Source organism: Prochlorococcus sp. MIT 1342 (genome assembly GCF_047304495.1).
GTDB classification, from domain to species: Bacteria; Cyanobacteriota; Cyanobacteriia; order PCC-6307; family Cyanobiaceae; genus Prochlorococcus; species Prochlorococcus marinus_D.
This window is the reverse complement of record NZ_CP138957.1, coordinates 1,750,916-1,773,636: the sequence shown is the minus strand read 5'-3', so window position 1 is coordinate 1,773,636 and position 22,721 is coordinate 1,750,916. Positions and strand designations below refer to the sequence as shown.

Below are 22,721 nucleotides of genomic sequence, written 5' to 3'. Positions count from 1 at the left end.
GGCCCCCACTGATTAGCGACCGGATAGAACATTTGTTACTTGCTGTCGTAGTGAGTGGTGCTCAGCTTTATGCTGCTTGAAGCGGTCCCCTTGTAGGGGCCCATAGCTCCAGTGTGAGTCTGAGTTTCGACTTTGGACTTGTGCTGGCGCCCGGTATCAGCACCACTTCGGTGGTGGTGTCTCCGGGGCCCCGGCAAGCCCATGGGCCTGTCGAAGGGGTGGACCTCCACCTCGATCCCGTCCCTCGAGGAACCTCTCGATGACCATCAGCCCACCAGAGCGTGGGGAAAAAGCGAAGCCCATTTACGATCAACCAGTCGACCGGGACCACGTCCCAGCCGACTTCGAAAAATTCGAACAACCCGGATTTTTCTCGAAAAGCCTCGCTAAAGGACCAAACTCCACAACCTGGATTTGGAACCTCCACGCTGACGCCCACGACTTCGATACCCACATTGGGGATCTGGAAGAAACCAGCCGGAAGATCTTTTCGGCGCACTTCGGTCATTTGGCCATAGTGTTTATTTGGTTAAGCGGTGCCTTCTTCCACGGTGCCCGCTTCTCCAACTACTCCGGCTGGCTAGCCGACCCCACGCACGTGAAACCCAGTGCGCAGGTCGTTTGGCCAATTGTCGGTCAAGAAATCATGAATGCTGATGTGGGTGCCGGTTTTAACGGCATCCAGATCACCTCCGGAATTTTCCAAATTTGGAGGGGTTGGGGAATTACCAGTGAGACGGAGCTCATGGCTCTTGCAACTGGTGCCCTAATCATGGCTGCCCTGGTTCTCCATGGCGGAATCTTCCATTACCACAAAGCAGCTCCAAAGCTGGAGTGGTTTAAGAAGATTGAGTCGATGCTTCAGCACCATCAGATTGGTCTGTTTGGCTTGGGCTCTCTTGGTTGGACAGGTCACTTGATCCATGTGGCCAACCCCACCAATGCCCTTTTGGATGCCATAGATGCAGGCACTCCAATGGTGCTTGATGGCAAGACCATTGCCACTGCAGCGGATATCCCTCTGCCACACGAGCTCTACAACGCTGATCTCGTTGGCCAGATTTATCCAGGTCTTGCTTCTGGCATCGGGAATTTCTTCTCGGCTAATTGGTGGGCTTTTAGTGATTTTCTCACCAACAACGGAGGAGTGAATCCTGTAACCGGTGCTTTATGGAGTACTGATGTTGCTCATCACCATTTGGCATGGGCGGTCTTTTTGATGTTTGGAGGCCACGTATACCGCTCAAGATTCGGTATCGGCCACAGCATGAAAGAGATCATGGGGAACGTAAAGGGTGACCCCCTGTTGTTCCCAGCTCCGAATGGTCACAAAGGTCTCTTTGAGTTCCTTTCCAACAGCTGGCATGCTCAGCTGGCAGTGAACCTGGCCTGCATTGGTTCAGGAAGCATCGTGGTTGCACACCACATGTATTCTCTGCCTCCATATCCATACCTAGCGACTGATTACCCAACGGTTCTTGGGCTATTCACACACCACATGTGGATTGGTGGCTTGATGATTTGCGGAGCAGCCGCTCACGCTGGTATCGCAGTCATTCGTGACTATGACGTCTCAGTTCACGTCGATAATGTGCTTGACCGCATGTTCAAAGCGCGGGACGCCATTATCAGTCACCTCAACTGGGTGTGTATGTTCCTTGGCTTCCACAGCTTCGGACTTTATATACACAACGACAGCATGCGTGCTTTGGGTCGTTCCCAAGACATGTTCAGCGACTCTGCAATCCAGTTGCAGCCTGTCTTGGCTCAGTGGATCCAAAGCCTTTGGGCTTCTTCAATCGGCACTTCATCTGTGGTTGGCACGGCAACAGGTCTGCCAGGTGCAGTTAGTGATGTGTTCAACGGAAGTGTTGTAGCAGTAGGCGGCAAGGTGGCTCTGATGGCTATTCCCTTGGGAACAGCCGACTTGATGATTCACCACATCCATGCCTTCACCATTCACGTAACTTGCCTCATCCTTCTTAAGGGTGTGCTTTTTGCCCGTAGTTCCCGTCTTGTTCCTGACAAGGCAAATCTTGGCTTCCGCTTCTCTTGCGATGGCCCAGGTCGTGGTGGTACCTGCCAGGTTTCCTCTTGGGACCACGTGTTCCTAGGCCTGTTCTGGATGTACAACTCCCTCTCGATGGTGATCTTCTACTTCTCGTGGAAGATGCAAAGCGATGTATGGGGCACTGTTAATTCAGACGGGAGTGTGACCCATCTCGTTTCTGGCAACTTTGCTCAAAGCGCCATCACTGTGAATGGTTGGTTCCGTGACTTCCTCTGGGCTCAGTCCTCACAGGTGCTCACGAGCTACGGCACTGGCCTCAGCGGCTATGGCCTGCTATTCCTTGGTGGCCACTTCGTGTGGGCCTTTAGCTTGATGTTCTTGTTCAGCGGCCGTGGCTACTGGCAGGAGCTATTTGAATCCATTATCTGGGCTCATAACAAGCTCAAGCTTGCTCCCACCATCCAGCCCCGGGCACTTTCGATTACGCAGGGCCGCGCAGTTGGTGTAACCCACTTCCTGTTTGGTGGCATTGTGACCACCTGGGCCTTCTTCCATGCCCGCCTTCTTGGGCTCGGCTGACCTTTCCTGACCTTTCCCCACATGGCAACGAAATTTCCTTCGTTCAGCCAGGGTCTGGCACAGGACCCTACAACCCGCCGTATTTGGTACGGCATAGCCACGGCTCACGACTTCGAGAGCCACGACGGCATGACCGAAGAACGGCTTTACCAAAAGCTGTTCTCTACCCATTTCGGTCATCTGGCTGTTATTGGCCTATGGGTTGCAGGAAACCTGTTCCATATCGCCTGGCAGGGCAACTTCGAACAGTGGGTCGCCGACCCACAAAATGTTCAACCGATTGCCCACGCAATTTGGGATCCTCACTTCGGTCAAGGCATCAGTGATGCTTTGACTCAAGCGGGTGCTTCCCGTCCAGTAAACATTTGCTATTCCGGTTTGTACCACTGGTGGTACACCATCGGAATGCGCACCAATACAGAGCTTTACCAGGGCGCCATCTTTATTGACATCCTGGTTGCTTGGCTCTTGTTCGGTGGTTGGCTGCATTTACAGCCAAAGTTCCGTCCTTCGCTGGCGTGGTTCAAGAACGCTGAGGCGATGATGAATCATCACCTCGCAGTGTTGTTCGGTTTCACCAACATCGCCTGGACTGGTCACCTCGTTCACGTGGCCATTCCTGAATCACGTGGTCAGCACGTCGGTTGGGACAACTTCCTCACAGTTCTCCCACACCCTGAAGGGTTGACCCCATTCTTCACAGGAAACTGGGGAGCCTATGCACAGAATCCTGATTCTTTGAATCATGCCTTTGGTACTTCTGAAGGCGCTGGCACGGCCATCCTTACTTTCCTAGGTGGTGTTCATCCACAGAGTGGTGCCCTTTGGCTGACTGACATCTCGCACCACCACATTGCGATCGGTGTCTTCATGATCATCGGTGGCCATATGTACCGGAATAGTTTCGGTATCGGCCATACCTTTAAGGAAATCACCGACGGTCACAACACCAATCATCCCAATGATCCTCATAAGGATGGTTTCCGAGAAAAAATCGGTCACTACGGTCTCAATCACAACGGGATCACCGACACGATCAACAACTCCCTGCACTTCCAACTTGGTCTTGCTCTTGCCTGTCTAGGTACAGCAGCCAGTCTTGTTGCGCATCACATGGGCGCCTTGCCCTCGTATGCCTTCATTGCGCAGGACTACACCACTCAGGCAGCTCTTTACACCCACCATCAGTACATCGCCATCTTCTTGATGTGCGGTGCCTTCTCCCACGGAGCAATCTTCTTTGTCCGTGACTATGACCCTGAGGCCAACAAGGACAATGTTCTTGCAAGGGTCTTAGAAACCAAAGAAGCACTGATCAGTCACTTGAGCTGGGTTTGCATGCTCCTCGGTTTCCATACCCTGGCGCTGTATCTCCATAACGATGTGGTGATTGCTTTCGGAACCCCCGAAAAGCAGATCCTTGTTGAGCCCATCTTTGCTCAGTTCATTCAGGCCGCTAGTGGCAAGGTCATGTATGGCCTTGATGTGCTGCTTGCGAATGCAAATAGTGCCCCATCCTTGGCTGCGGCTGGGATGCCTGGGGATCACTACTGGATGGATCTGATTAATGCCAGCCCAGAAGTTTCCAACTTCATGCCTATTGGCCCAGGAGACTTCCTGGTTCACCATGGCATTGCCTTGGGTCTTCACACCACTGCATTGATCTTGATCAAGGGAGCACTTGATGCAAGAGGTTCCAAGCTGATGCCCGATAAAAAGGACTTCGGCTATGCCTTTGCTTGTGATGGCCCTGGACGTGGCGGCACCTGCGACATCTCTGCGTGGGACTCCACTTACATGGCTATTTTCTGGGCACTGAATACCATTGCTTGGGCAACTTATTACTGGCACTGGAAGCACCTTGCCGCTTGGCAGGGCAACATGGCTCAGTTCAATGAGTCCAGTACCCACTTAATGGGTTGGTTCAGGGATTATCTCTGGATCAATAGTTCCCAGATCATCAATGGCTACAACCCATTCGGGATTAATAATCTCTCCCCTTGGGCATACATGTTCCTTGCAGGCCATTTGGTCTGGGCAACAGGATTCATGTTCCTGATCTCTTGGAGGGGTTATTGGCAGGAGCTGATCGAGACTCTCGTTTGGGCTCATCAGCGCTCTCCGATTGCCAACCTGGTTGGATGGCGTGATAAGCCAGTAGCTCTTTCGATCGTGCAGGCCCGTCTGGTTGGTGTGACTCACTTTGCAGTGGGGAACATCTTTACCTTCGGTGCCTTTGTGATTGCATCTACAGCTAGCAAGTTTGGATAACATCCCCTCGCTAGTTAGGTAGTCGATTCATCGTCAGAAAGAGAATTCCCCGTCAGGTTTTACTTGACGGGGTTTTTTCTTGCTTTGTTGTATGCATTTACTCTTAGAGTATTGGCTTGTAAAGCGCCTTATTGGGTAATTAATGCCATGGAAATGGTTGGTCAAATTCTTTGAAATTGTCTAGTCAAAGAGTTTGGCTTTGATTGGATTAATTGAAAAAAAGGATGCCAATTGAAAGCCGTCAAAAGTTTGTTCATGCCCGATAGAGGGTTTCTTTTTATTTGCTTTCTCTGGACTATCTTGTCTCTGAGTTAATCCGTGCTGTTTATACAAGTCGACTCAGGGAATCTTGTTAGGTGGTTTTGCTCAGATTAGACTTTCGTCTCTCTTTGTATTGGCGAATACCAAGATGCGAATGTAGGCCCATTTGCTCTGTAAGCCTGCTCGCTTTGAGGAGGCGCCAATGCCTCTAATTGTCTATCGATCTCATTCGAGTCTTTAGGCTCGCCTTAGTCTTCTTAGTGCCTTTTTCTCCCCTGCCAAGTCCTGAGATTTTGAAGTTGGGTGGGGATTTTCCGCCTCTCCTTGGCGAGGCAGAAAATCCTTAAAGCGATTGGCTTAAGATGGCTAGAGGCAGGTTTCTTATTTCAACCTTGAAACACCTTTAATCATTGGCCTTTCAGCATGCCTTGGCATTCTTGAAGCAATAAAAAACCTGGGGAAGCAATAGCCACCCCAGGAGAAGATTTTTTACTTTTCGATTTAATGATATGTAAAGCTTCTTGATTCTTAAGAAGCCCAGACATTCATGGGAACATTCAGCAGTGGTTGCATGTGCAAAGTGTTGCATAGGAACCATGCAAAGGCTGCGCCCGCGCAGCCACCCAGCCAAAAGCCACTTGTGAAGTCGGCCCAGCCTTTCCTTGTGAACAGGTCGGCAGGAGGGTTGGCAACAGTGACGTCCGGGGGTGGCACGGTGGGTGCCTTGCCGGGGACGTTGTAAAGCACTAAAAGAGCAGTAAGGATATGCACTGCTCCAACTGTTGCCAATAAAGCTGCGGTTGTAGCAAAATCGGTAGTTCTTAACGGACCCATGACAAGGAAGGGACCGTAAATGAAGTAGCCGATCGCGGCACCAGTTTCCAAGCCGCGGAAGTTTGCAGAAATACCCTCGCGATAGAGGGGAAGATTGTTGACTAAGGCTTTCACGAAGTAGCCACTATTGACTGGAGTGGCCAGGTTTCCGACGCAGGGGTCAGCAGCAGGCTGCACAGCCCACTCTTCTACGTGCCCTCGGTCACGGTACTTTTCGTTGAGCGTCTTGGGGCCTAGAGGCAGGTTCTCGTCAGTCATTCGGCATTAGGGGAGTCGGTTGGCTGGGGTTAAGCGTCTACAGCTCAGTCGGTAGCTGTGATATGGCGACCCACTAGGACAATGAAAATTGCCGGTGTCACTAGCACGATCAGGGGTACAAACACCGCAGGCAGCCAGGTGGCAGCAAAATCACTTGTCATGGCGTCAGCCAAAGGTTCCATAGCTACTGTATAGATCGCCTTTGAATAGGGCCTATTCAGGCCCTGTTGGCGACATAAAAGTTCAATCCATCACTATCGGGCTCATCATCGGTTACCGCCGTTTCAACGAGCCATCTTTCAATGAATCAACTTTTTGCTGGTGCTGCTGTTTTAGCTCTCACGCTGGTGCTCTGGGGTTTGGGTAGACGCCCTCGCAAGCTCCTGCTGAGCAGTACCGACGCCAGCAGCGTGGCTGCTTTGAATCGTGTTCAGCTAACGCTAGCCAATCCTCAATCGCAGGGATCTGAGGATTCCACTTCGTTAGCCCTTGAGAGTCCGGTTACATGGAATTCGCCGGCTACATCTCTTGAACGCATTTCTCTGCAAAGGCAGTTACGTGAGGCCATGGCTGCCGGCCCTGAGCAACGATTAAAGGCTGTGACCCTGGCAGGCCTCTGGGGTCATGTTTCAGTTATGTCATTGCTGCGGCAGGGGCTGCACGACTCCGATGGCCGTGTTGTGGCTGCTGCAGCGGCAGCACTTGAAGGCTATCGAGGTAAACCGCGTGCAGAGCTAATTCAGGATGTACGGCCGCCGCGCAACGTCGCCCGTATGCGGTAGATCGGTCGCCCTTGGCTTTCGTGGTAGGTGCGCATGACCAACTCGCCTAGTAGACCAAAGCAGAACAATTGGACTCCAGTCAGGCCGAGTACCACAGCCATGGTGAGTAGTGGGCGGTTGCCAATGTCTTCTCCCATCAGTTTGATCGCCAGTAAATAGATACTCGTCAGCAGGCTCCCGCCCATGGCGAGCAACCCGCCGAAGCCGAAGACGTACATCGGTCTGGTCAGAAATCGCTTCATAAACCACACCGTGAATAGGTCCATCAACACGCGGAAGGTGCGATCGATCCCGTACTTGCTAGTGCCGTATTGGCGTGCACGGTGGTTGACTTTCACTTCTGTGATCAGAGCCCCTTCGATAAAGGCCAAAGCCGGCAGGAAGCGGTGCAACTCGCCATAGAGACGCATATCCGTCAGGATTTCTTTCCGATAGGCTTTCAGTGAGCAGCCGTAGTCATGCAGCCTTACACCGGTAACTCGGCCGATCAGGCGATTGGCAATTTTTGAGGGCAGTTTGCGCTTTAGGGCAGCATCCTGGCGTTGATGACGCCAGCCGCTCACGAGGTCGTATCCCTCACGCAACTTCGATAGGAGTAGCGGGATATCGGCGGGATCGTTTTGGAGATCGCCATCGATGCTGACAATCACTTCACCTTGGGATACGTCGAACCCTGCAGCCATGGCAGCCGTTTGGCCATAGTTTTTGCGTAGAAGTACGCCTACCAGTTCTGGCGTTTTAATACTTAGCTGCTCCAGCACCTTGGCGGTGCCGTCGGTGGAGCCATCATTCACCAGCACCAGCTCGAAGATTTCACCAGTAGGGCGTAAGGCTGCAAGGAGTTGATCGATCAACTTTGGCAGGCTTTCCTCTTCGTTGAAGAGGGGCACTACGACTGAGAGGTCCATGGGCGAGGGCATGCCGGAGGCCTTCCGCAGTAGAGAGCAACTTAGGCGCTGCCCTTCAGGGGAGGGTGGTTCCGTCATGGCAGCGTTCCACTCGCCCCGCCCCGCGCAGCTCAGCTCGGTAGTAGCAGGCCACTGGATGGGTGTCGTTGGCAGGCAGCCGATCGCAACCGATGCCGTTGCGTCCATGCTCTTTACCGGAGCTATGCCAGTAGCTTCCGTTGCCTCCATATACGCCAACGTGGCTGCAGTGTTTTCGACTGCCGAAGAAAATCAGATCTCCAGGGCGGAGTTGTTTGGTGTTGTCAGGTTGCACAGTTATTGGCGTACAGAACCTTTCCTGCTGATAGGCGTCGCGCGGCAGCCAGATGCCTTGACTAGCAAAGGCGGTCTGTACAAGGCCAGAGCAGTCAAAATCTGGCCCGATGCTGCCGCCCCATAGGTAAGTGTTTGGCTGGTTGGCTGCTGCCTCCACCCAGGTCATCACAGCCGCTAGTCGTTGCCGGATCTCTTTGATGACAAGCAGTTGAGGTCGCCAGCGTCCCCGTTGAATGATCTGGCCGTTCACTTCGCGCAGATCAATCCAGCAGGGGTATCCGTCTTCCAGTAGCCGCACCCGTAGCCGTGTTACTGGCTGTTGATATTTGTTGGGCTTCGCTGCATCGAGCACTTCAAAGCTTCGGCCTGCGGCCGCCTGGGTGGCCAGTCCTGCTCCTTCGACACCGGCATAACCGTTGACTCCCTTTTGCAGTTGCCAGCAGCTGCCTGGAGCAAGAAGGTCAGTGGTGATTGGGGTGCCTAGGGTCGGCATTGCCTGAAGTGATTAGCAATGGCGTTCTACCGCCCCGATAGTGCTATGCAGGCTCAGCTAAAGGGGCTGTTAGATCGATTGGCGGCAGAGAGGCGCCCTGGCCTTCATAACAGCGTGGCGATCAGTTGGGTTCGTTATGACTGTTCTGATCCAACTCCCGGCAGTGGCTCGGGGGCCGGTTGGTCGGATCAGCGCATTCTTTTCCCTGCCAGTGTGGTCAAGCTTGTCTATGCCCTTGCTGCTGAGGCATGGCTCCAGCGGGACCTGTTGCCAGAGGCCGATGAGCTTCGTCGGGCGATGCGAGACATGATTGCTGATTCGAGTAATGACGCCACCAGCCTTGTGTTGGATTTGCTTACCGGCACGACAAGCGGCCCATCGCTGCTGGGAGAATCCTGGCAGACTTGGCAGCAGCAGCGGCACCTGGTGAACGACTGGCTGCAAGGGTTGGGCTGGGAAGAGTTGGAAAAGGTGAACTGTTGCCAGAAGACCTGGGGTGATGGACCTTATGGTCGAGAGCGAGATTTTTATGGCGTAGGTCTCGGGAATCGCAATGCGTTAACCACTGCAGCTACAGCTCGCCTGCTTGAGTCAGTAATGACTGATGCTTTGGTGTCTCCGTTGGCCTGCAAGCGCTTGCGTCAGCTTCTTTCAAGGTCTATTGATCTCATGCAGCGCAAGGCTGATCCAGAGAATCAGGTGGATGGATTTCTTGGAGAAGGTTTGCCGGTGGGATCCCGTTTGTGGAGTAAGGCTGGCTGGATGAGTCAGGCTCGTCATGATGCGGCTTGGTGGTCTTTACAAGGAGGCAGACCGATGCTTTTGGTGGTCTTCACTCAAGGAAGGGAGCGAGCTAATGACACAACCCTCTTGCCGGCAATAGCTCGCGAACTCAGCAAGTTATAGGATTAAAAGAATTGAGGCCTCTAAGTAAATCAAACGAGAGAAAGTTGAATTTGAGTGAAAGCGGTACAAAGCAAGTAGTGCATGCCTAAATTGTATTTGTCTATATAGATAAAGTCTTTAATAGCAAGTGGTCTAGTGAATTTATATTCTTTTATCTTCTTGAAAGTGCTCCCGCTTTTCTCGTTTGGCGGGGCTTGAGTGGATCGATTCAGTCAAGTCGGTTAAAGCGGGATTGGTTTGGAGAAAAGCTACATGTATTATGCTTGAAGTCAAATGCTCACGCCTGCTTTGGAGCCTTCTCTGCTTAAGGAGAGAAGGCAAAACTTCCTGTTATACCCTGTTTAACAAATCGCCTTTAGAGGGGTAAAATTGTAGAGAGCTTGTTAGATGCTTAATGCTTTTTAGCCCCAGCTTGGTTAGTTGAGAAAAAATAATAAGCTTTTTAGATGTGTTCATTGCCTGCTTTTGTCGAGCTGGAGAGCCTTTCTCTGAACGTTAGGCAGAATTGGACAACAAATTCCTTGCATGCCTTTGCAGTCAAAGAGATTTGCCACGCAACGAAGAAAAATTCTTGCCGATTATTGGATAGCTTCTTGGATAACACAAGCTTGCAGCTGGTCTAAACGGCGCAAATCCGTTTGACACTCAGGAACTTTTTGAGGGCAGTCGATTAAAGCCGTTTGAGGAGTGCCTGGCACTCTCGGAAACTGACTTTCAACGGAGAGGGAGGGATTCGAACCCTCGACAAGAGTTGCCTCCTGTAACTCCTTAGCAGGGAGCCGCCTTCAACCACTCGGCCACCTCTCCAGCGGCCTACATACCCTACCAATACCCACCTCTAGTGCTTTGTTTTAGTTGTCTGGGTTTGGTGTCAAATCACCAGTCTGGGTAGTCGATGTTTGAAGCTGCAGAGCACCTCCCATGGGATTGATCCACTCAGATCACTCCATTGTTGTGGTGTAATACAGGCGTCGCCGTCCTTGCCTAGGAGGGTCACGATGCTTCCCACCTCTAGGTCGGGATGATTTGTGGCATCAAGCACGAGTTGATCCATGGTGATGGCGCCAACCTGTGGGAGAAGCTGACCATCGGCTATGGCAGAGATTTGGCCTGATAGGGATCGGCTAACCCCGTCGGCATAGCCGATTCCTACGACGGCTAGGCGACTGGGGCGTCGTGTGGTGAAGCGATGGCCGTAACTCACTCCCACACCTGCAGGCACATCCCTTATCAATGTCACCCTTGCTTTGACGCTGAGAGCTGGCTGAAGGTCTACTTTCCCTTGTAGTTGGAGGTTGGGGCTGTGGCCATACAGAGCAAGACCAACGCGCACCATGTCGTAGTGGAGTCCGCGATCGCGAAGGGTGCCGGCGGAGTTGGCAAGGTGCCGCGTAAATCCATTGTGTTGCTCTGGCAGCGTTCTTAGCACCGTCTCAAAGTGTTGCTGCTGCTGATCCGTCACCATTGCGGCTTTCCCTTGGAGATCCCCATCTGCCAGGGCTAAATGGCTATAGATACCCTTTAATTCCAGTTGATTGAGGTGGCCTATCGCCTCCACCAGCCTGGGGGCTTCCTTTAGCTCGCAGCCGAGGCGGGTCATACCAGTATCGATTTTGAGCTGAATCCTGAATTGCCGGCCGCTGCCATCTGCAAGGTTTTGGCAGAGCAGAGCCTCTCGCATACTGCTGAGGGTGGGCATGAGTTGCCAATGAAGGCAAGCTTTCAGGTCTTCGCTATGGGTGAGATTGCCTAGCACAAGCACTGGGGCATTGTGGCCGGCTTGACGAAGCTCAATCCCTTCTTGGAGGGTTGCTACTCCAAGGCTTTTTGCGCCTCCTTGCAAGGCGGCTCGGGCTACGGTTAAAGCGCCATGGCCATAGCCATCAGCTTTCACCACGGCCATCAGGGCACAACTTTCACAAAGGTGTCTCCGAAGGCTGCGGCAATTGGCTTCCACAGCTGCGGGATTAACTTCCACCCAGGCGCGCTGACGTGGATCGGCTTTTGCCATCTGCTCAGGGTTTTTGCCCCTAGGCAGATCACCGTGTGGGGCGATCAGGTCTCGCATGCTGGCAGGGTAAACAAGGGAATGACCTCACCCTTGGGGTGTCGGTAGCATGGCGCTTAATCAGGGGGCTGGCATGAGCCAGGTTCTCGTACTCAACGCGTCCTATGAGCCTCTGAATATCACCACCTGGCGACGCGCCCTGGTGATGATGTTCAAGGGCAAGGCGGAGAGCCTGGAACAGGATTCCTCACGCATGATTCGCGAGGACACCATGCTCCCTACGGTGATTCGGTTGCGGCATTTTGTTCGGGTGCCTTTTCGGCAATTGCCCCTGACGCGTCGAAATGTGTTTTTTCGCGATGGTCATTGTTGCCAATACTGCGGTTACCAAGGAGAGAAACTCTCCATAGATCATGTGATCCCTCGCAGCCGTGGCGGTAGCGATACTTGGGAAAACGTCACCACGGCTTGCTTGATTTGCAATGTCCGTAAGGGCAGCCGTACTCCTCAGGAGGCTGAAATGCCTCTGCATCGGTTGCCGCGGCGACCACTCAGCAGTCTCAGTTTTGAGGCGACTCGACATATTCACTCGGGCCGACACAGCGAGTGGGAAAAGTATGTAATCGGCTGGGGCTCTGGTGATACCAGCCTCAATGTCAGTCTTCCTCCTGATGACTGAGTTCTTCCAGTTGATGGCGTTGCTCTTCGGCAATGCAGGCGCCGATCAGCTCTTCCAGCTGGCCAGTCAGCACTGGCTCGAGGGAGAAATTGCGTCCTAATCGGTGGTCAGTGGTGCGATTGTCTTTGTAGTTGTAGGTGCGGATCTTTTCGCTGCGGTCGCCAGTTCCCACTTGGGCTCTTCTCGTTGAGCTTTCACGCGCGTTGGCTTCTGCAATTTGTCTTTCCAGCAACTTCGCTCTCAGGATTTCCATGGCACGTTCTCGGTTCTGCAGTTGGGAGCGTTGCTGGGTGCAGAACACCCTGATACCGGTGGGCTTGTGGAGCAGGTCCACTGCCGTTTCAACCTTGTTGACATTTTGTCCGCCAGCCCCGCCTGAGCGAGCAGTGCTGATTTCTAGTTCGCTGGGATCGATCTGCACTTCCACTGCATCAGCTTCTGGCATCACAGCCACTGTTGCTGTGGAAGTGTGCACTCGACCTTGGGATTCTGTAGCAGGAACTCGTTGAACTCGATGCACGCCGGCTTCGAATTTCAGTTGGCTGAAGACGGCATCGCCTTTGATTGAGAGGATGAGCTCACGGAATCCCCCCAAATCGGCCTCTGTTGCACTCAACGGTTGGACTGACCAGCCAATGCGTTGACCGTAGCGCTCATACATGCGGGCTAAATCACCTGCCCATAGGCAGGCTTCGTTTCCGCCTGCACCGGCGCGGATCTCCAGCATGACGCTGCGCTGATCACGAGGATCACTTGGGAGTAGGGCCAGGGTGAGGCGTCTCACCAAGACTGTTTTGCGTGCCTCTAGTTGTTGCAACTCTTCCTGGGCTAAAGACTCCATGGCGTCATCACCCCTACTTTCTCGTAGTAGCTGCTTGGTCTCTTGCCATTCCTGCTCCACATGCTGGAGGGCTGCAAAATCGAGTACGAGGGGTTCTAGTCGTGCTCTTTCTCGCGCAATACTTTCAAGAAGTTTGGGATCAGCTGCCACATCGGGATCAGCTAGCTGGCGCTCCAGACTTTGAAAACTGGTCTTGGCTGTTTCCAGCCGAGTGATGAGGGTTGAAGAGTCCATACCCATCAACAGCGGATGTTGTTGGCACCCGGCGAAGTCTTTGAGGACAACAGCTCAGTCTTCTTTAGAGGTGTTGTCCTTGTCGTTATTTTTGGCGTCTGGTTTTTTTTCATCCGCAGCAGCATCGGCACTGCCCATGCCGTACTTGCGCATGAAGCGATCCACGCGTCCTTCAGTATCAAGAATTTTCTGGGTACCGGTAAAGAAGGGGTGATTACCACTCCATACATCAACGTGGAGTTCTGGTTGGGTGGACCCGGTGGTCATCACCACCTCTCCATTGCAGATCACCTTTGCGTCGGGATACCAGTTGGGATGAATATCAGGTTTAGGCATATCAGGATCAGGAGATGGCAGTCCGGGAAAAGTAGGAGGGGTGAAGGATCAGCGCTTGGAGAACTGAGGAGCTTTGCGAGCTTTCTTGAGGCCGTACTTGCGACGTTCCTTGGCGCGGGGGTCTCTGCTGAGATGGCCTTCAGTTTTGAGCGGTTTACGGTTGTCGGCTGATAACTCACACAGGGCGCGTGCCGCACCCTGTTTGATGGCGTCGGCTTGGCCGGTGAGTCCACCACCGTGAACGTTGACGAGGACGTCGTATTGCTCGTTTAGACCAAGGGTTTGCAGGGGTGCTTTCACTGCCGCGAGATAGGCGGGATTGAAATTCAGATAGTGGTCACCGGGGCGTCCATTGATGGTGATCGTGCCAGTGCCAGGGACAAGGCGAACGCGGGCAACTGAGGTCTTGCGGCGGCCAGTGCCCCAGTAGACAACGCTGTTATTGGAACTGCTCATTGCGATGAAGCGGCGGGATTGAGCTGAAGGGTTTGGGGTCTCTGTGCGGAATGGGGATGTTCCGGGCCGCGGTAGACCTTGAGTTTGCGGAACAACTGTCTGCCAAGGGCGTTGTGAGGAAGCATCCCTTTAATGGCTTTTTCGACGATGCGTTCAGGTAGACGATCCTGCAACGCTTGGAAGGTTTCAACCTTCATCCCCCCGGGACGACCAGAGTGACGGCGGTAGAGCTTTTGATTTGCCTTGTTGCCGCTGACTCTGATTTTGTCCGCATTGACCACAACAACAAAGTCACCTGTATCCAGGTGAGGGGTGAAGCTTGGCTTGTTCTTGCCGCGCAGCACGGAGGCCACCTCAGTAGCAAGTCTGCCGAGTGTCTGATTCTCTGCATCCACCAGAAACCACTGGCGTTCGATCGAATCAATTGAGGGAACGGAGGTCTTGTTCATCACGCCGGCATGCCGGTTCGGAGATGCACTTATCGCAAGGGATAGTGCTGGGCAGGGAGCATCAGGCACATTTAGGACTGAGCCTGATCAAACTCGATCTTTAACTTTAGCCTTTCATGGGAGCAAATCCAAAAAGATCACTCATGGAATGGTTCGCGAAGCCCTTGTGTTTGCCTTAGGGGTGAGGCGTTGTAGTGGGAGTTCAGCTTGACTCCGGTGCAGATGGAGGATCCAAAGGAGGATCATTTGCTCCGAGGGAATAGCGCGGTTGGCAGTCATACCAACCGCCTTTAGAGAAAATGTCTTCTTCGTATCCTGCACGCAGGAGGCAAAGACCCTGAGCTGGTGCCGCTTCTTTCACTTCTTGACGGCGTTTCTCCTTCCAGCGCCGCTCAAAGGTCTGAAGATTAAGTCGGTGTTCGCCTAAGGCCACCAATTGGCCCATCAACAGGCGCACCATGCCATAGAGGAAGCCGCTGGCTTGGATCTCAATCATTATTAAATCTCCCTGCCGCTCAATCTTTACTTCCTGAATTGTGGTGCGGGCATGGGCTCGTCGACTACCAGTCCGTTGAAAAGCGCTGAAGTCTTGCAACCCAAGGAGCCCCTCTAGAGCCATTTTCATCATCGTTTCATCAAGACGAACGTGGTAGCGGTGCCAGCTCCAGGGGGTGAGGAACAGATTGGGTCGTCGACCGTTGTAGATCGTGTAGCGATATCTTCGGTATATGGCTGAATGACATGCATGCCAGGAGGCTGGGCGTGCTACTGCTTCCCGCACACGAATCGTGCTAGGTAGTCGTCCGTTTAGAGCAGGTGCCCAGCGTTCGGCTGGGATGGGCCCACAGCAGTCGAAGTGCACAACTTGGCCCGCAGCATGGACGCCAGCATCTGTGCGACCTGCTGCAACGGCTTGAATAGGCCTCTGAGGATCAAGCTGGGAGATGGCATCTTCAAGCACTTGTTGAACGCTCACCGCTTGTGGTTGACGCTGCCAACCGCAAAAGTTTGAGCCTTCATATTGCACGCTGAGGCCAATACGTCGAACTGGCGTACTTTTTGGCAGTTCGACTTTGGAGTTAGGGAACATTGCTGATCAGTCCAGCATGTTGTCACTGTTCCCAGGCTTTAGACCAACTCTATGATTGCCATCTCAGCATTGTCACCGCGGCGAGGCACCGTACGGATGATGCGTGTATAGCCCCCTTGACGATCGCCATAACGGTCTTGGGCCTTGTCGAAAAGCGCATGAACCAGTTGCTTGTCGTAGATGTATCCGATGGCGCGGCGTCTTGATGCCAGGCTTCCGTTCTTCGCAAGAGTGATCATTCGTTCAGCTTCGTCCCGAAGGGCCTTGGCTCTGGCTTTTGTTGTTGTGACACGGCCTTCACGGATGAGTTGAGTGGTCAGACCGCGAAGCATGGCTTTGCGTTGATCAGTTGGGCGCCCAAGCTTTGGGACTCGACATTGGTGACGCATGGTTCTCGGTGGTGCGCTGGGGCGGGAATGGAAAAACGGCTAGGCGCTGGTGCGGCTTTGTGGAATTGAGATGCCGATGCGCTCTAGGGCTTCGATGACCTCGTCTGCAGACTTGGAGCCGAAGTTCTTGATCTCAAGCAGGTCTTCGTAGCTGAAGCCCATCAGATCAGAAACTGAGTTCACCTGGGCTCGCTTGAGGCAGTTGTAAGCCCTTACAGAGAGGTTGAGCTCTTCAAGGGGGATCTGTGATTCAGCGGAAGGCTCGGGTTCCAGGCCTGGTTCTTCCACCATGGTGACGGTGGCAAGGGGCTGAAAGAGTTCGATCAGTTGGTTGGCTGACTCTGCAAGGGCATCATCTGGTGTAGTTGAACCATCGGTGACAATTTCTATGCGCAGCCTCTCGCGGGTCGATCCTCCTTCTGCGACGGCAGTCTCGTCGATGGTGAAGTTCACCCGACGGACGGGCATGAACACAGCATCGATCTGTAGTAGATCAATGGCGCTTATATCTTCGTTGTGGCGATCAACAGGCCGGTAACCGATCCCCCGCTCAACATGAACTTCTAACTCAAGGCTGTGACCCTCATGCACAGTGGCAATTTGGCGGTCTCCATCCACCACTTGGACTTGTGAGGAGAACTGCAGGTCTTTAGCTTTGACCTGGGCAGGGCCGGTAACCACAAGTCGCCCAATCTCTAGTTCACTCGTTCGACTGTTTACCGACAGCTGTTTGCAGTTCAACAGGATGTCGAGCACATCTTCTCGGACTCCTGGGATGGTCGCGTACTCGTGGTTGACACCGGCAATGCGCACAGCGGTGATGGCGCTGCCCTCAAGGCCCCCCATCAGCACCCTGCGGAGGGAATTGCCAAGAGTGGTGGCTTGCCCGCGTTCGAGGGGTCCAATGAGGAAGACGCCTGTTTGGGCGCGATCATCGGCAACTTGATGCTCGATCCGGTCGATCTGGTATTGCAGCACGGTCTGAAGCGGGGAGAGAGGGCAGGAGCTAGGGAGTGAAACGTGGTTCAGACGCGCCGGCGTTTGGGCCGACGGCAACCGTTATGAGGGAGTGGGGTGACGTCTCTAATAAGAGTGATTTCGAGGCCTGCCACCTGCAGGGCGCGGATGGCTGTTTCACGGCCGGAGCCGGGTCCACGGACTAGTACCTCGATCTGACGCATGCCCTGTTCGAGTGCCCTACGAGCTGCAGCTTCAGCTGCAGTTTGAGCGGCAAAGGGGGTGCCCTTACGAGCACCCTTGAAGCCACTGGCTCCAGCAGATGACCAGGCAATAACTTCCCCAGCTGTATCGGCGATTGAGACGATCGTGTTGTTGAAGGTGCTCTGAATATGTGCAACGCCATTCGGGACGTTGCGCTTGGTCTTTTTGGAACCTGTTTTTTTGGTGGGTTTGGCCATGGGCTGGGGCCTGGTAGATACGGTTTTGGGAGGGTCTGCCTGGGCAGCTCAAATAGATGTTGCTTATTTTTTCTTGCCAGCCACGGTTTTGCGTGCGCCGCGCCTGGTACGTGCATTTGTTCTGGTGCGTTGACCGCGAACTGGGAGGCTCATGCGGTGTCGCCGTCCCCGAAGGCAACCAATATCTTGAAGTCGCTTGAGGGCCATGCCTTCTTGGCGTCGAAGGTCTCCTTCAATCGTGAAGGCTTCTAAGGCCGTCCGCAGCTTCTGCACATCTCCATCTTCCAGATCCTTGACTCGGATGTCCGGATTGACGTCAGATTTGGTCAGGATGGTTTTGGCGCGGGTTAGACCAATTCCATAGATGTAGGTGAGTGCAACTTCAACCCGCTTGTCACGGGGTATGTCTACGCCAGCAATCCGTGCCACTTAGCAGTTAATCGAGGGGGATAGGGGTCGCCGATTGGTGGCGAGAAAGGTTCTTGATGATTGAAGGCCCAATTCAGGGGTGTTCAATCAACAATGAGCAACAGGGAGTTATCCCTGACGCTGCTTGTGCTTAGGGGTGGAGCAGATCACCATGACCCTGCCGTGGCGGCGGATCACCCGGCATTTGTCACACATTTTCTTGACCGAGGCACGCACCTTCATGGAGTGTGGCTCTCCAAATTTCCAAACGGCAACCATACCACGTAGGTCAACATAAGGATTTTTCGATGCTGATAGCGATTGATTCGATACTGCCGTGGGCTTCCACCGTTTGCAGCAGTCCTTGTTGGCGGTAATGGTCGATGAGGGGGGCTGTTTTCTCGCGGTAGACCTCAAGGCGATTACGAATCACGCTTTCGTTGTCATCACTGCGGCCTCGGGAAATTAACCGTTCAATTAACACTGCATCGTTGAGTTCCAGTAGTACAACAGCCTCAATTGGTTGCTTGAGTTCCTCAAGTAAGGGTTCGAGTGCTGTGGCTTGGATCAAGGTGCGTGGAAAACCATCCAAGAGCCAACCACCATTTTGGTTCTTGAGTTGATTTTCGACGATGGCGAGCACCAGCTCATCGCTGACCAGCTCGCCTCGGTTCATAACAGCAGCCGCCTCCTGACCAAGGGGTGTTTTGGCGCCGACCTCACTACGCAGTAAATCACCAGTAGATAGGTGCATTAATTCATGGGCTGCGCAGAGACGTTCAGCCTGGGTCCCTTTGCCTGCGCCAGGGGGCCCTAGGAATAGGAGACGTTGCTTCATGGATGGCAAAAAAGGGCTTTCAGGTGAAGTGGGGAATCGTTCATTGGCGGACAAGGCCTTCGTAGCGTTGAGAAATCACATAGGTCTGAACTTGTTTTGCGGTGTCGATGGCAACACCTACAAGGATCAGCAGTGACGTAGCTCCGAGGCCTTGAAAGGTCTGAACGTTGGTGGCGCGTTCCACCGCGGCGGGAATGATCGCAACTGCACCGAGGAACAATCCGCCCAGCAGGGTCAGTCGGTTCTGAACCCCTGATAGGTAGTTCGCTGTAGCACTGCCTGGCCTCACTCCTGGGATGGCCACGCCTCCCCGTTTGAGGTTTGTGGCGATGTCTATTGGATTGATGGTGAGTGAGGCGTAAAAGTAAGAAAAGCCGACAATCAGCGCGAAAAACACCAAGGCATAGGGCCATGGATTAGCGGCACTTGGGTTAAGAGTGCTTGCAGCCCTGATGAGTAAAGGGTTTTTGGTGAAGTTTGCAATGGTGATTGGTAGAAAGATCAGTGCAGAAGCAAAGATGATTGGCATCACACCACCAGCATTCAGCTTCAGAGGTAGATAGCTCTGGCGGTTTGGTAGCAAATTGGTTCCACCTATCTGTCGTTTTGCGCTCACAATCGGCAGACGGCGTGATCCTTCCTGCACGAAGATGATCCCAACGATTGTCATTAGGAAAACCATCACGAGCACAATGATGCCGACCACATCGCCGCGATCGCCGGTTTGTGCTTTTTCAATTGTTGAAGCCAGTGCTTTTGGCAGGGTGGCAACGATGTTCAGGAAGATCACAAGGGAGGCCCCTTGACCAATCCCTCGGTCAGTGATGATTTCGCTCATCCACATCACGATCATCGAGCCTGTTACTAATGCCAGGGCTGTCTGCACGACAAAGACGACCTCGCTGAGCCCTTCAACGGCGTACTGGCGGAGGATCAGGGCAAAAATCACACTTTGAACTAGACCCCAGCCAAGAGCTACATAGCGGGTGATCTGTGCGATCTTGCGACGACCAGCCTCGCCTTCGTTTTTTTGCAGGTCCTCGAGTTGGGGTAAGGCTGCGGTGAGTAACTGGAGAATGATTGAGGCGTTGATGAATGGGAGGATCCCAAGAGCGAAAATCCCCAGGGTGGAGATGCCTCCACCGGTGAAAATATCTAGAAAGCCGATCAGTTGTCCGCCCTGTTGCAGGAAGCTCTGAAATGCCACCCGATCAATACCTGGCATTGGGATGTAGATGCCGAGGCGAATAAAAAGCAGTAATCCCAGTGTGGTCAGCACTCTGCCGCGCAGCTCTGGGTTGCGCACCAATTGGCTTATGACTTCAGCGGCACTGGGGTTGCGACCCCGACTGACGAACATTGAGAGAAGGGATTGGGTGGGTTTGAAGCAATAGAGCAGTCCGTTGACTGAAGACTTGTCTGACTGCTCAGACCATAGATATGCAGGTGTATTGACTTGGCATCGTTTCAGTCAAGGATTTCGCATGTGCCGCCAGCGGCTTCGATCTTGCTGCGGGCTGTAGCTGTGAATGCAGCGGCCTGAATGGTCAGCTTGACTTTGAGTTCTCCATTGCCAAGTACCTTTAAAGGGTATTTGGGACTAGTGACAACACCATTTTTCACAAGGGTGTCGAGATTGATGGTGCTACCCGCCTTGAGCTCATTGAGGGCCGCTACGTTCACCACAGTGAACTCTTTTGAGTTCACTGTGGTGAAGTGTTTGAGTTTGGGTACGCGCCTATAGAGAGGCATCTGGCCGCCTTCGAAGCCCGGGCGGGTAGGGCGACCAGATCGGGACTTTTGGCCACGCATGCCGAAACCACAGCTTGCTCCTTGGCCAGCGGCAATACCGCGACCTTTACGCATTTTGCGGCGCCTTGCACCTACGTTGGCTTTGAGAGAGTCGAGTCGAAGAGTAGTCATAGTCATAGGGGAATCAGGAGTAGATCTGCTCGAGGGAGATCCCCCGTTCCTTTGCGGTCTCCTTATGGGTGCGGAGACTTGCCAGAGCCACCATGGCAGCTCGGGCATTGTTTAGAGGGGTTTTGCTGCCAAGACGCTTGGCTAGAACGTTTTTGATTCCGGCTAATTCCAGAACTGTGCGAATTGAACCGCCCGCAATGACCCCTGTTCCTGGGGCAGCGGGGCGGATGAGCACGTTGGCAGCACCATCGCGTCCGTTGGACAGGGTGGGGATGGAGTTGTGACGAGTGAGAGGAACCTTGACCAGGTGCTTCTTGCCATCAGCAACACCCTTGCGAACAGCACCGATCACATCGCCGGCTTTACCGACTCCAACACCCACTTGGCCACGCTCGTTGCCGACAACCACAATGGCCCGGAAACTCATCTTTTTCCCACCTTTTACGGTCTTGGAGACGCGGCGAATCTGAACGACTCGTTCTTGCCATTCGGAATCACGCTCTTGGCCACGGCGGTCGCCACGGCGTCCGCCACCTCTGCGCTCTCGTCCCCCGCCACGGCGTTGCTGTTGTTGTTGTTCTTGTTGGCCTTCCGCAGCTGCGGGGACGTCATTTGGGGTGGTCTGGGTGTTGGGTTGGGTCATGGTGAGAGCAGGGATCAGAACTGAAGGCCCGCCTCACGGGCGGCATCGGCGAGGGATTTCACTCGGCCGTGGTACAGGTTGCCGCCGCGATCGAAGACCACCTGTTGGATGCCCTTGGCGAGGGCGCGTTTTGCGACTAAGTCCCCGACGGCATTGGAGGCGTCACAGCTGCTGCCATCGGCTTTAAGGCTGGTGCGTAAGTCCTTGTCGAGAGTTGAGGCGGCGCAAAGGGTGTTTTGGGCCTCGTCATCAATAACCTGGGCATAAATGTGGTTGTTGGAGCGGAATACAGCCAGGCGCGGACGCTGGGCGGTGCCCTTGAGATGGCTCCGCAGGCGCCGATGGCGCTTTTGGGTCTGCTGCTTTCGGGAGAGGTTAGACATGGTGGGTAATGCGGAGGGAAGTCAGGCAGACCTCTATTTCTTGCCGGATTTGCCGGCTTTGCGCAGGATCCGTTCGCCCTCGTATCTGATCCCCTTGCCCTTGTAGGGCTCAGGAGGACGAATGGCTCGGATCTTTGCAGCTTCGTTGCCCACCAGCTCCTTGTCTGCACCTGAGACGGTGACGTTGGTGTTGTTCTCTACTGCAAAGGTGACTCCTTCGGGTGGGTCCATTTCTACCGGATGGCTGAAGCCGGCACTCACTACAAGCTTTTTCCCTTTCACTTGTGCACGTGAGCCCACACCGATGAGTTCTAGTTTGCGCGTGTAGCCCTTGCTCACCCCTTCAACCATGTTGGCGACAAGCGAGCGACAGAGACCGTGACGCTCACGCGACTTACGTTTCTGACTTGTGGGTGTAACCACAATTGTGTTCTCCACCTGACTGACGCTGACGCCTTCGGGAAGGGTGCGGCTCAGTTCTCCTTTGGGGCCCTTGACGCTGACTGCAAGACCATCAAGGGTTACAGCCACCTTGTCGGGGATGGGGATGGGATTCTTACCGATACGAGACATGGTTCAGGTTCCGGGTCAGTACACGTAACAGAGCACTTCTCCGCCAACGCCCTGTTTGCGGGCATCGCGGTCGCTCATCACGCCTTTGGAAGTGGAGATGATTGCCATCCCAAGGCCACCAAGGACTTTGGGCAGGGCGCGGGTGTTCTTGTAGATGCGCAGGCCTGGCTTGCTCACCCGCTGCATTGAGCGGATGGTGGGATGGCGGTGTTTGCCGCTGTACTTCAATTCGAGGACTAGATGGGTGCGTACACCTTCACCTTCTTCGCTGATTTCAGAGATGAAGCCCTCTTGCTGTAGGACTTTGGCAATACTGCGTGACATGCGGGAGGCAGGAACGCGGGTGGTTTGGTGACGTTTTTCACTCGCATTGCGGATGCGTGTGAGCATGTCTGAGATTGGATCGTGGTTGGCCATAGTTCAGTCGTCTCCGAA

At 53.8% G+C, this 22,721-nt stretch carries 27 protein-coding genes and 1 tRNA gene; 5 read left to right on the top strand and 23 right to left on the bottom strand.

Annotated features, from left to right (window positions below; translation table 11 throughout):
• Positions 1 to 259: 259 nt before the first annotated feature.
• Entirely contained in the window at positions 260 to 2,590 is a 2,331-nt protein-coding gene (gene psaA, locus SIB79_RS09185; protein WP_063405092.1) for a photosystem I core protein PsaA, read from the top strand.
• A gap of 21 nt (positions 2,591 to 2,611) precedes the next feature.
• The gene (gene psaB, locus SIB79_RS09180; protein WP_063405093.1) at positions 2,612 to 4,861 is read left to right on the top strand and encodes a photosystem I core protein PsaB; all 2,250 of its coding nucleotides are present in this window, start codon (positions 2,612 to 2,614) and stop codon (positions 4,859 to 4,861) included.
• Positions 4,862 to 5,650: 789 nt separating this feature from the next.
• On the opposite strand, the gene SIB79_RS09175 is transcribed toward psaB, so the two are convergent.
• Positions 5,651 to 6,214, bottom strand: coding sequence for a photosystem I reaction center protein subunit XI (locus tag SIB79_RS09175; RefSeq protein WP_011131135.1), 564 nt, complete (start codon positions 6,212 to 6,214; stop codon positions 5,651 to 5,653).
• Between the two features lie 44 nt (positions 6,215 to 6,258).
• On the bottom strand, positions 6,259 to 6,375 hold the full coding sequence (locus SIB79_RS09170) for a photosystem I reaction center subunit VIII (protein WP_011131134.1): 117 nt from the start codon (positions 6,373 to 6,375) through the stop codon (positions 6,259 to 6,261).
• Between the two features lie 141 nt (positions 6,376 to 6,516).
• Between SIB79_RS09170 and SIB79_RS09165 the strand changes: the two genes are divergently transcribed.
• Positions 6,517 to 6,996 carry a hypothetical protein gene (locus SIB79_RS09165; protein WP_063405095.1) on the top strand — a complete coding sequence of 160 codons (480 nt, stop codon included), beginning with the start codon at positions 6,517 to 6,519 and terminating at the stop codon, positions 6,994 to 6,996.
• On the opposite strand, the gene SIB79_RS09160 is transcribed toward SIB79_RS09165, so the two are convergent.
• A complete protein-coding gene (locus SIB79_RS09160) occupies positions 6,954 to 7,916 on the bottom strand; it encodes a glycosyltransferase family 2 protein (protein WP_063405429.1) in 963 nt (320 codons plus the stop codon). The genes SIB79_RS09165 and SIB79_RS09160 overlap by 43 nt on opposite strands.
• Before the next feature lie 43 nt (positions 7,917 to 7,959).
• Complete coding sequence (locus tag SIB79_RS09155) at positions 7,960 to 8,712, bottom strand: C40 family peptidase (protein ID WP_063405097.1); 753 nt, start codon at positions 8,710 to 8,712, stop codon at positions 7,960 to 7,962.
• Positions 8,713 to 8,730: 18 nt separating this feature from the next.
• Between SIB79_RS09155 and SIB79_RS09150 the strand changes: the two genes are divergently transcribed.
• Positions 8,731 to 9,618, top strand: a complete 888-nt coding sequence (locus SIB79_RS09150) for a serine hydrolase (protein WP_011131131.1) — start codon at positions 8,731 to 8,733, stop codon at positions 9,616 to 9,618.
• A 718-nt stretch (positions 9,619 to 10,336) separates the two neighbouring features.
• Here SIB79_RS09150 and SIB79_RS09145 read toward each other — a convergent pair.
• Together SIB79_RS09145 and alr are read right to left on the bottom strand one after the other, a co-directional pair.
• Positions 10,337 to 10,425: transfer RNA gene (locus SIB79_RS09145), tRNA-Ser, on the bottom strand.
• 64 nt (positions 10,426 to 10,489) lie between these two features.
• Positions 10,490 to 11,686, bottom strand: a complete 1,197-nt coding sequence (alr, locus tag SIB79_RS09140; RefSeq protein ID WP_063405099.1) for an alanine racemase — start codon at positions 11,684 to 11,686, stop codon at positions 10,490 to 10,492.
• Between the two features lie 73 nt (positions 11,687 to 11,759).
• On the opposite strand from alr, the gene SIB79_RS09135 reads away from it, so the two are divergent.
• Entirely contained in the window at positions 11,760 to 12,305 is a 546-nt protein-coding gene (locus SIB79_RS09135) for an HNH endonuclease (RefSeq protein ID WP_063405431.1), read from the top strand.
• Here the strand turns inward: SIB79_RS09135 and prfA are convergent.
• The 17 genes from prfA to rpsH form a co-directional block, all read right to left on the bottom strand.
• Positions 12,283 to 13,380, bottom strand: a complete 1,098-nt coding sequence (prfA, locus tag SIB79_RS09130) for a peptide chain release factor 1 (protein WP_063405102.1) — start codon at positions 13,378 to 13,380, stop codon at positions 12,283 to 12,285. The two genes, SIB79_RS09135 and prfA, sit on opposite strands and share 23 nt — an antisense overlap.
• Before the next feature lie 54 nt (positions 13,381 to 13,434).
• The gene (gene rpmE / locus SIB79_RS09125) at positions 13,435 to 13,716 is read right to left on the bottom strand and encodes a 50S ribosomal protein L31 (protein ID WP_063405103.1); all 282 of its coding nucleotides are present in this window, start codon (positions 13,714 to 13,716) and stop codon (positions 13,435 to 13,437) included.
• A 48-nt stretch (positions 13,717 to 13,764) separates the two neighbouring features.
• Complete coding sequence (gene rpsI, locus SIB79_RS09120; RefSeq protein ID WP_011826929.1) at positions 13,765 to 14,172, bottom strand: 30S ribosomal protein S9; 408 nt, start codon at positions 14,170 to 14,172, stop codon at positions 13,765 to 13,767.
• A complete protein-coding gene (gene rplM / locus SIB79_RS09115) occupies positions 14,169 to 14,621 on the bottom strand; it encodes a 50S ribosomal protein L13 (RefSeq protein WP_011131125.1) in 453 nt (150 codons plus the stop codon). The genes rpsI and rplM overlap by 4 nt, the downstream gene beginning before the upstream one ends.
• Positions 14,622 to 14,823: 202 nt before the next feature.
• Entirely contained in the window at positions 14,824 to 15,711 is an 888-nt protein-coding gene (gene truA / locus SIB79_RS09110) for a tRNA pseudouridine(38-40) synthase TruA (protein WP_063405107.1), read from the bottom strand.
• Between the two features lie 38 nt (positions 15,712 to 15,749).
• Complete coding sequence (gene rplQ, locus SIB79_RS09105; protein WP_011131123.1) at positions 15,750 to 16,100, bottom strand: 50S ribosomal protein L17; 351 nt, start codon at positions 16,098 to 16,100, stop codon at positions 15,750 to 15,752.
• Positions 16,101 to 16,139: 39 nt separating this feature from the next.
• Complete coding sequence (locus tag SIB79_RS09100) at positions 16,140 to 17,078, bottom strand: DNA-directed RNA polymerase subunit alpha (protein ID WP_063396903.1); 939 nt, start codon at positions 17,076 to 17,078, stop codon at positions 16,140 to 16,142.
• A gap of 47 nt (positions 17,079 to 17,125) precedes the next feature.
• A complete protein-coding gene (gene rpsK, locus SIB79_RS09095) occupies positions 17,126 to 17,518 on the bottom strand; it encodes a 30S ribosomal protein S11 (RefSeq protein WP_011131121.1) in 393 nt (130 codons plus the stop codon).
• Positions 17,519 to 17,581: 63 nt separating this feature from the next.
• Positions 17,582 to 17,947, bottom strand: coding sequence for a 30S ribosomal protein S13 (gene rpsM / locus SIB79_RS09090; RefSeq protein WP_011131120.1), 366 nt, complete (start codon positions 17,945 to 17,947; stop codon positions 17,582 to 17,584).
• Between the two features lie 108 nt (positions 17,948 to 18,055).
• Positions 18,056 to 18,169 (bottom strand): 50S ribosomal protein L36, encoded by a 114-nt coding sequence (gene rpmJ, locus SIB79_RS09085; RefSeq protein ID WP_011131119.1) that lies wholly within the window; start codon positions 18,167 to 18,169, stop codon positions 18,056 to 18,058.
• 46 nt (positions 18,170 to 18,215) lie between these two features.
• Complete coding sequence (locus SIB79_RS09080) at positions 18,216 to 18,764, bottom strand: adenylate kinase (RefSeq protein WP_063405111.1); 549 nt, start codon at positions 18,762 to 18,764, stop codon at positions 18,216 to 18,218.
• A gap of 40 nt (positions 18,765 to 18,804) precedes the next feature.
• Positions 18,805 to 20,124: a preprotein translocase subunit SecY gene (gene secY, locus SIB79_RS09075; RefSeq protein ID WP_011131117.1), complete on the bottom strand. Its 1,320-nt coding sequence runs from the start codon at positions 20,122 to 20,124 to the stop codon at positions 18,805 to 18,807.
• 107 nt (positions 20,125 to 20,231) lie between these two features.
• Complete coding sequence (gene rplO / locus SIB79_RS09070) at positions 20,232 to 20,687, bottom strand: 50S ribosomal protein L15 (RefSeq protein ID WP_011131116.1); 456 nt, start codon at positions 20,685 to 20,687, stop codon at positions 20,232 to 20,234.
• A gap of 13 nt (positions 20,688 to 20,700) precedes the next feature.
• Positions 20,701 to 21,330 (bottom strand): 30S ribosomal protein S5, encoded by a 630-nt coding sequence (gene rpsE / locus SIB79_RS09065; RefSeq protein WP_011131115.1) that lies wholly within the window; start codon positions 21,328 to 21,330, stop codon positions 20,701 to 20,703.
• 14 nt (positions 21,331 to 21,344) lie between these two features.
• Positions 21,345 to 21,713 carry a 50S ribosomal protein L18 gene (gene rplR / locus SIB79_RS09060; protein ID WP_063405113.1) on the bottom strand — a complete coding sequence of 123 codons (369 nt, stop codon included), beginning with the start codon at positions 21,711 to 21,713 and terminating at the stop codon, positions 21,345 to 21,347.
• 33 nt (positions 21,714 to 21,746) lie between these two features.
• Positions 21,747 to 22,286, bottom strand: a complete 540-nt coding sequence (rplF, locus tag SIB79_RS09055) for a 50S ribosomal protein L6 (RefSeq protein ID WP_011131113.1) — start codon at positions 22,284 to 22,286, stop codon at positions 21,747 to 21,749.
• Positions 22,287 to 22,301: 15 nt separating this feature from the next.
• A complete protein-coding gene (gene rpsH / locus SIB79_RS09050) occupies positions 22,302 to 22,703 on the bottom strand; it encodes a 30S ribosomal protein S8 (protein ID WP_011131112.1) in 402 nt (133 codons plus the stop codon).
• Positions 22,704 to 22,721 lie beyond the last annotated feature (18 nt).

Bases quoted from the DNA above. Each gene is read 5' to 3' on its own strand.
- psaA (WP_063405092.1), top strand. From the start codon at position 260: ATGACCATCAGCCCACCAGAGCGTGGGGAAAAAGCGAAGCCCATTTAC.
- psaB (WP_063405093.1), top strand. From the start codon at position 2,612: ATGGCAACGAAATTTCCTTCGTTCAGCCAGGGTCTGGCACAGGACCCT.
- SIB79_RS09175 (WP_011131135.1), bottom strand. From the start codon at position 6,214: ATGACTGACGAGAACCTGCCTCTAGGCCCCAAGACGCTCAACGAAAAG.
- SIB79_RS09170 (WP_011131134.1), bottom strand. From the start codon at position 6,375: ATGACAAGTGATTTTGCTGCCACCTGGCTGCCTGCGGTGTTTGTACCC.
- SIB79_RS09165 (WP_063405095.1), top strand. From the start codon at position 6,517: ATGAATCAACTTTTTGCTGGTGCTGCTGTTTTAGCTCTCACGCTGGTG.
- SIB79_RS09160 (WP_063405429.1), bottom strand. From the start codon at position 7,916: ATGCCCTCGCCCATGGACCTCTCAGTCGTAGTGCCCCTCTTCAACGAA.
- SIB79_RS09155 (WP_063405097.1), bottom strand. From the start codon at position 8,712: ATGCCGACCCTAGGCACCCCAATCACCACTGACCTTCTTGCTCCAGGC.
- SIB79_RS09150 (WP_011131131.1), top strand. From the start codon at position 8,731: ATGGCGTTCTACCGCCCCGATAGTGCTATGCAGGCTCAGCTAAAGGGG.
- alr (WP_063405099.1), bottom strand. From the start codon at position 11,686: ATGCGAGACCTGATCGCCCCACACGGTGATCTGCCTAGGGGCAAAAAC.
- SIB79_RS09135 (WP_063405431.1), top strand. From the start codon at position 11,760: ATGAGCCAGGTTCTCGTACTCAACGCGTCCTATGAGCCTCTGAATATC.
- prfA (WP_063405102.1), bottom strand. From the start codon at position 13,380: ATGGACTCTTCAACCCTCATCACTCGGCTGGAAACAGCCAAGACCAGT.
- rpmE (WP_063405103.1), bottom strand. From the start codon at position 13,716: ATGCCTAAACCTGATATTCATCCCAACTGGTATCCCGACGCAAAGGTG.
- rpsI (WP_011826929.1), bottom strand. From the start codon at position 14,172: ATGAGCAGTTCCAATAACAGCGTTGTCTACTGGGGCACTGGCCGCCGC.
- rplM (WP_011131125.1), bottom strand. From the start codon at position 14,621: ATGAACAAGACCTCCGTTCCCTCAATTGATTCGATCGAACGCCAGTGG.
- truA (WP_063405107.1), bottom strand. From the start codon at position 15,711: ATGTTCCCTAACTCCAAAGTCGAACTGCCAAAAAGTACGCCAGTTCGA.
- rplQ (WP_011131123.1), bottom strand. From the start codon at position 16,100: ATGCGTCACCAATGTCGAGTCCCAAAGCTTGGGCGCCCAACTGATCAA.
- rpsK (WP_011131121.1), bottom strand. From the start codon at position 17,518: ATGGCCAAACCCACCAAAAAAACAGGTTCCAAAAAGACCAAGCGCAAC.
- rpmJ (WP_011131119.1), bottom strand. From the start codon at position 18,169: ATGAAGGTGCGTGCCTCGGTCAAGAAAATGTGTGACAAATGCCGGGTG.
- SIB79_RS09080 (WP_063405111.1), bottom strand. From the start codon at position 18,764: ATGAAGCAACGTCTCCTATTCCTAGGGCCCCCTGGCGCAGGCAAAGGG.
- secY (WP_011131117.1), bottom strand. From the start codon at position 20,124: ATGTTCGTCAGTCGGGGTCGCAACCCCAGTGCCGCTGAAGTCATAAGC.
- rplO (WP_011131116.1), bottom strand. From the start codon at position 20,687: ATGACTACTCTTCGACTCGACTCTCTCAAAGCCAACGTAGGTGCAAGG.
- rpsE (WP_011131115.1), bottom strand. From the start codon at position 21,330: ATGACCCAACCCAACACCCAGACCACCCCAAATGACGTCCCCGCAGCT.
- rplR (WP_063405113.1), bottom strand. From the start codon at position 21,713: ATGTCTAACCTCTCCCGAAAGCAGCAGACCCAAAAGCGCCATCGGCGC.
- rplF (WP_011131113.1), bottom strand. From the start codon at position 22,286: ATGTCTCGTATCGGTAAGAATCCCATCCCCATCCCCGACAAGGTGGCT.
- rpsH (WP_011131112.1), bottom strand. From the start codon at position 22,703: ATGGCCAACCACGATCCAATCTCAGACATGCTCACACGCATCCGCAAT.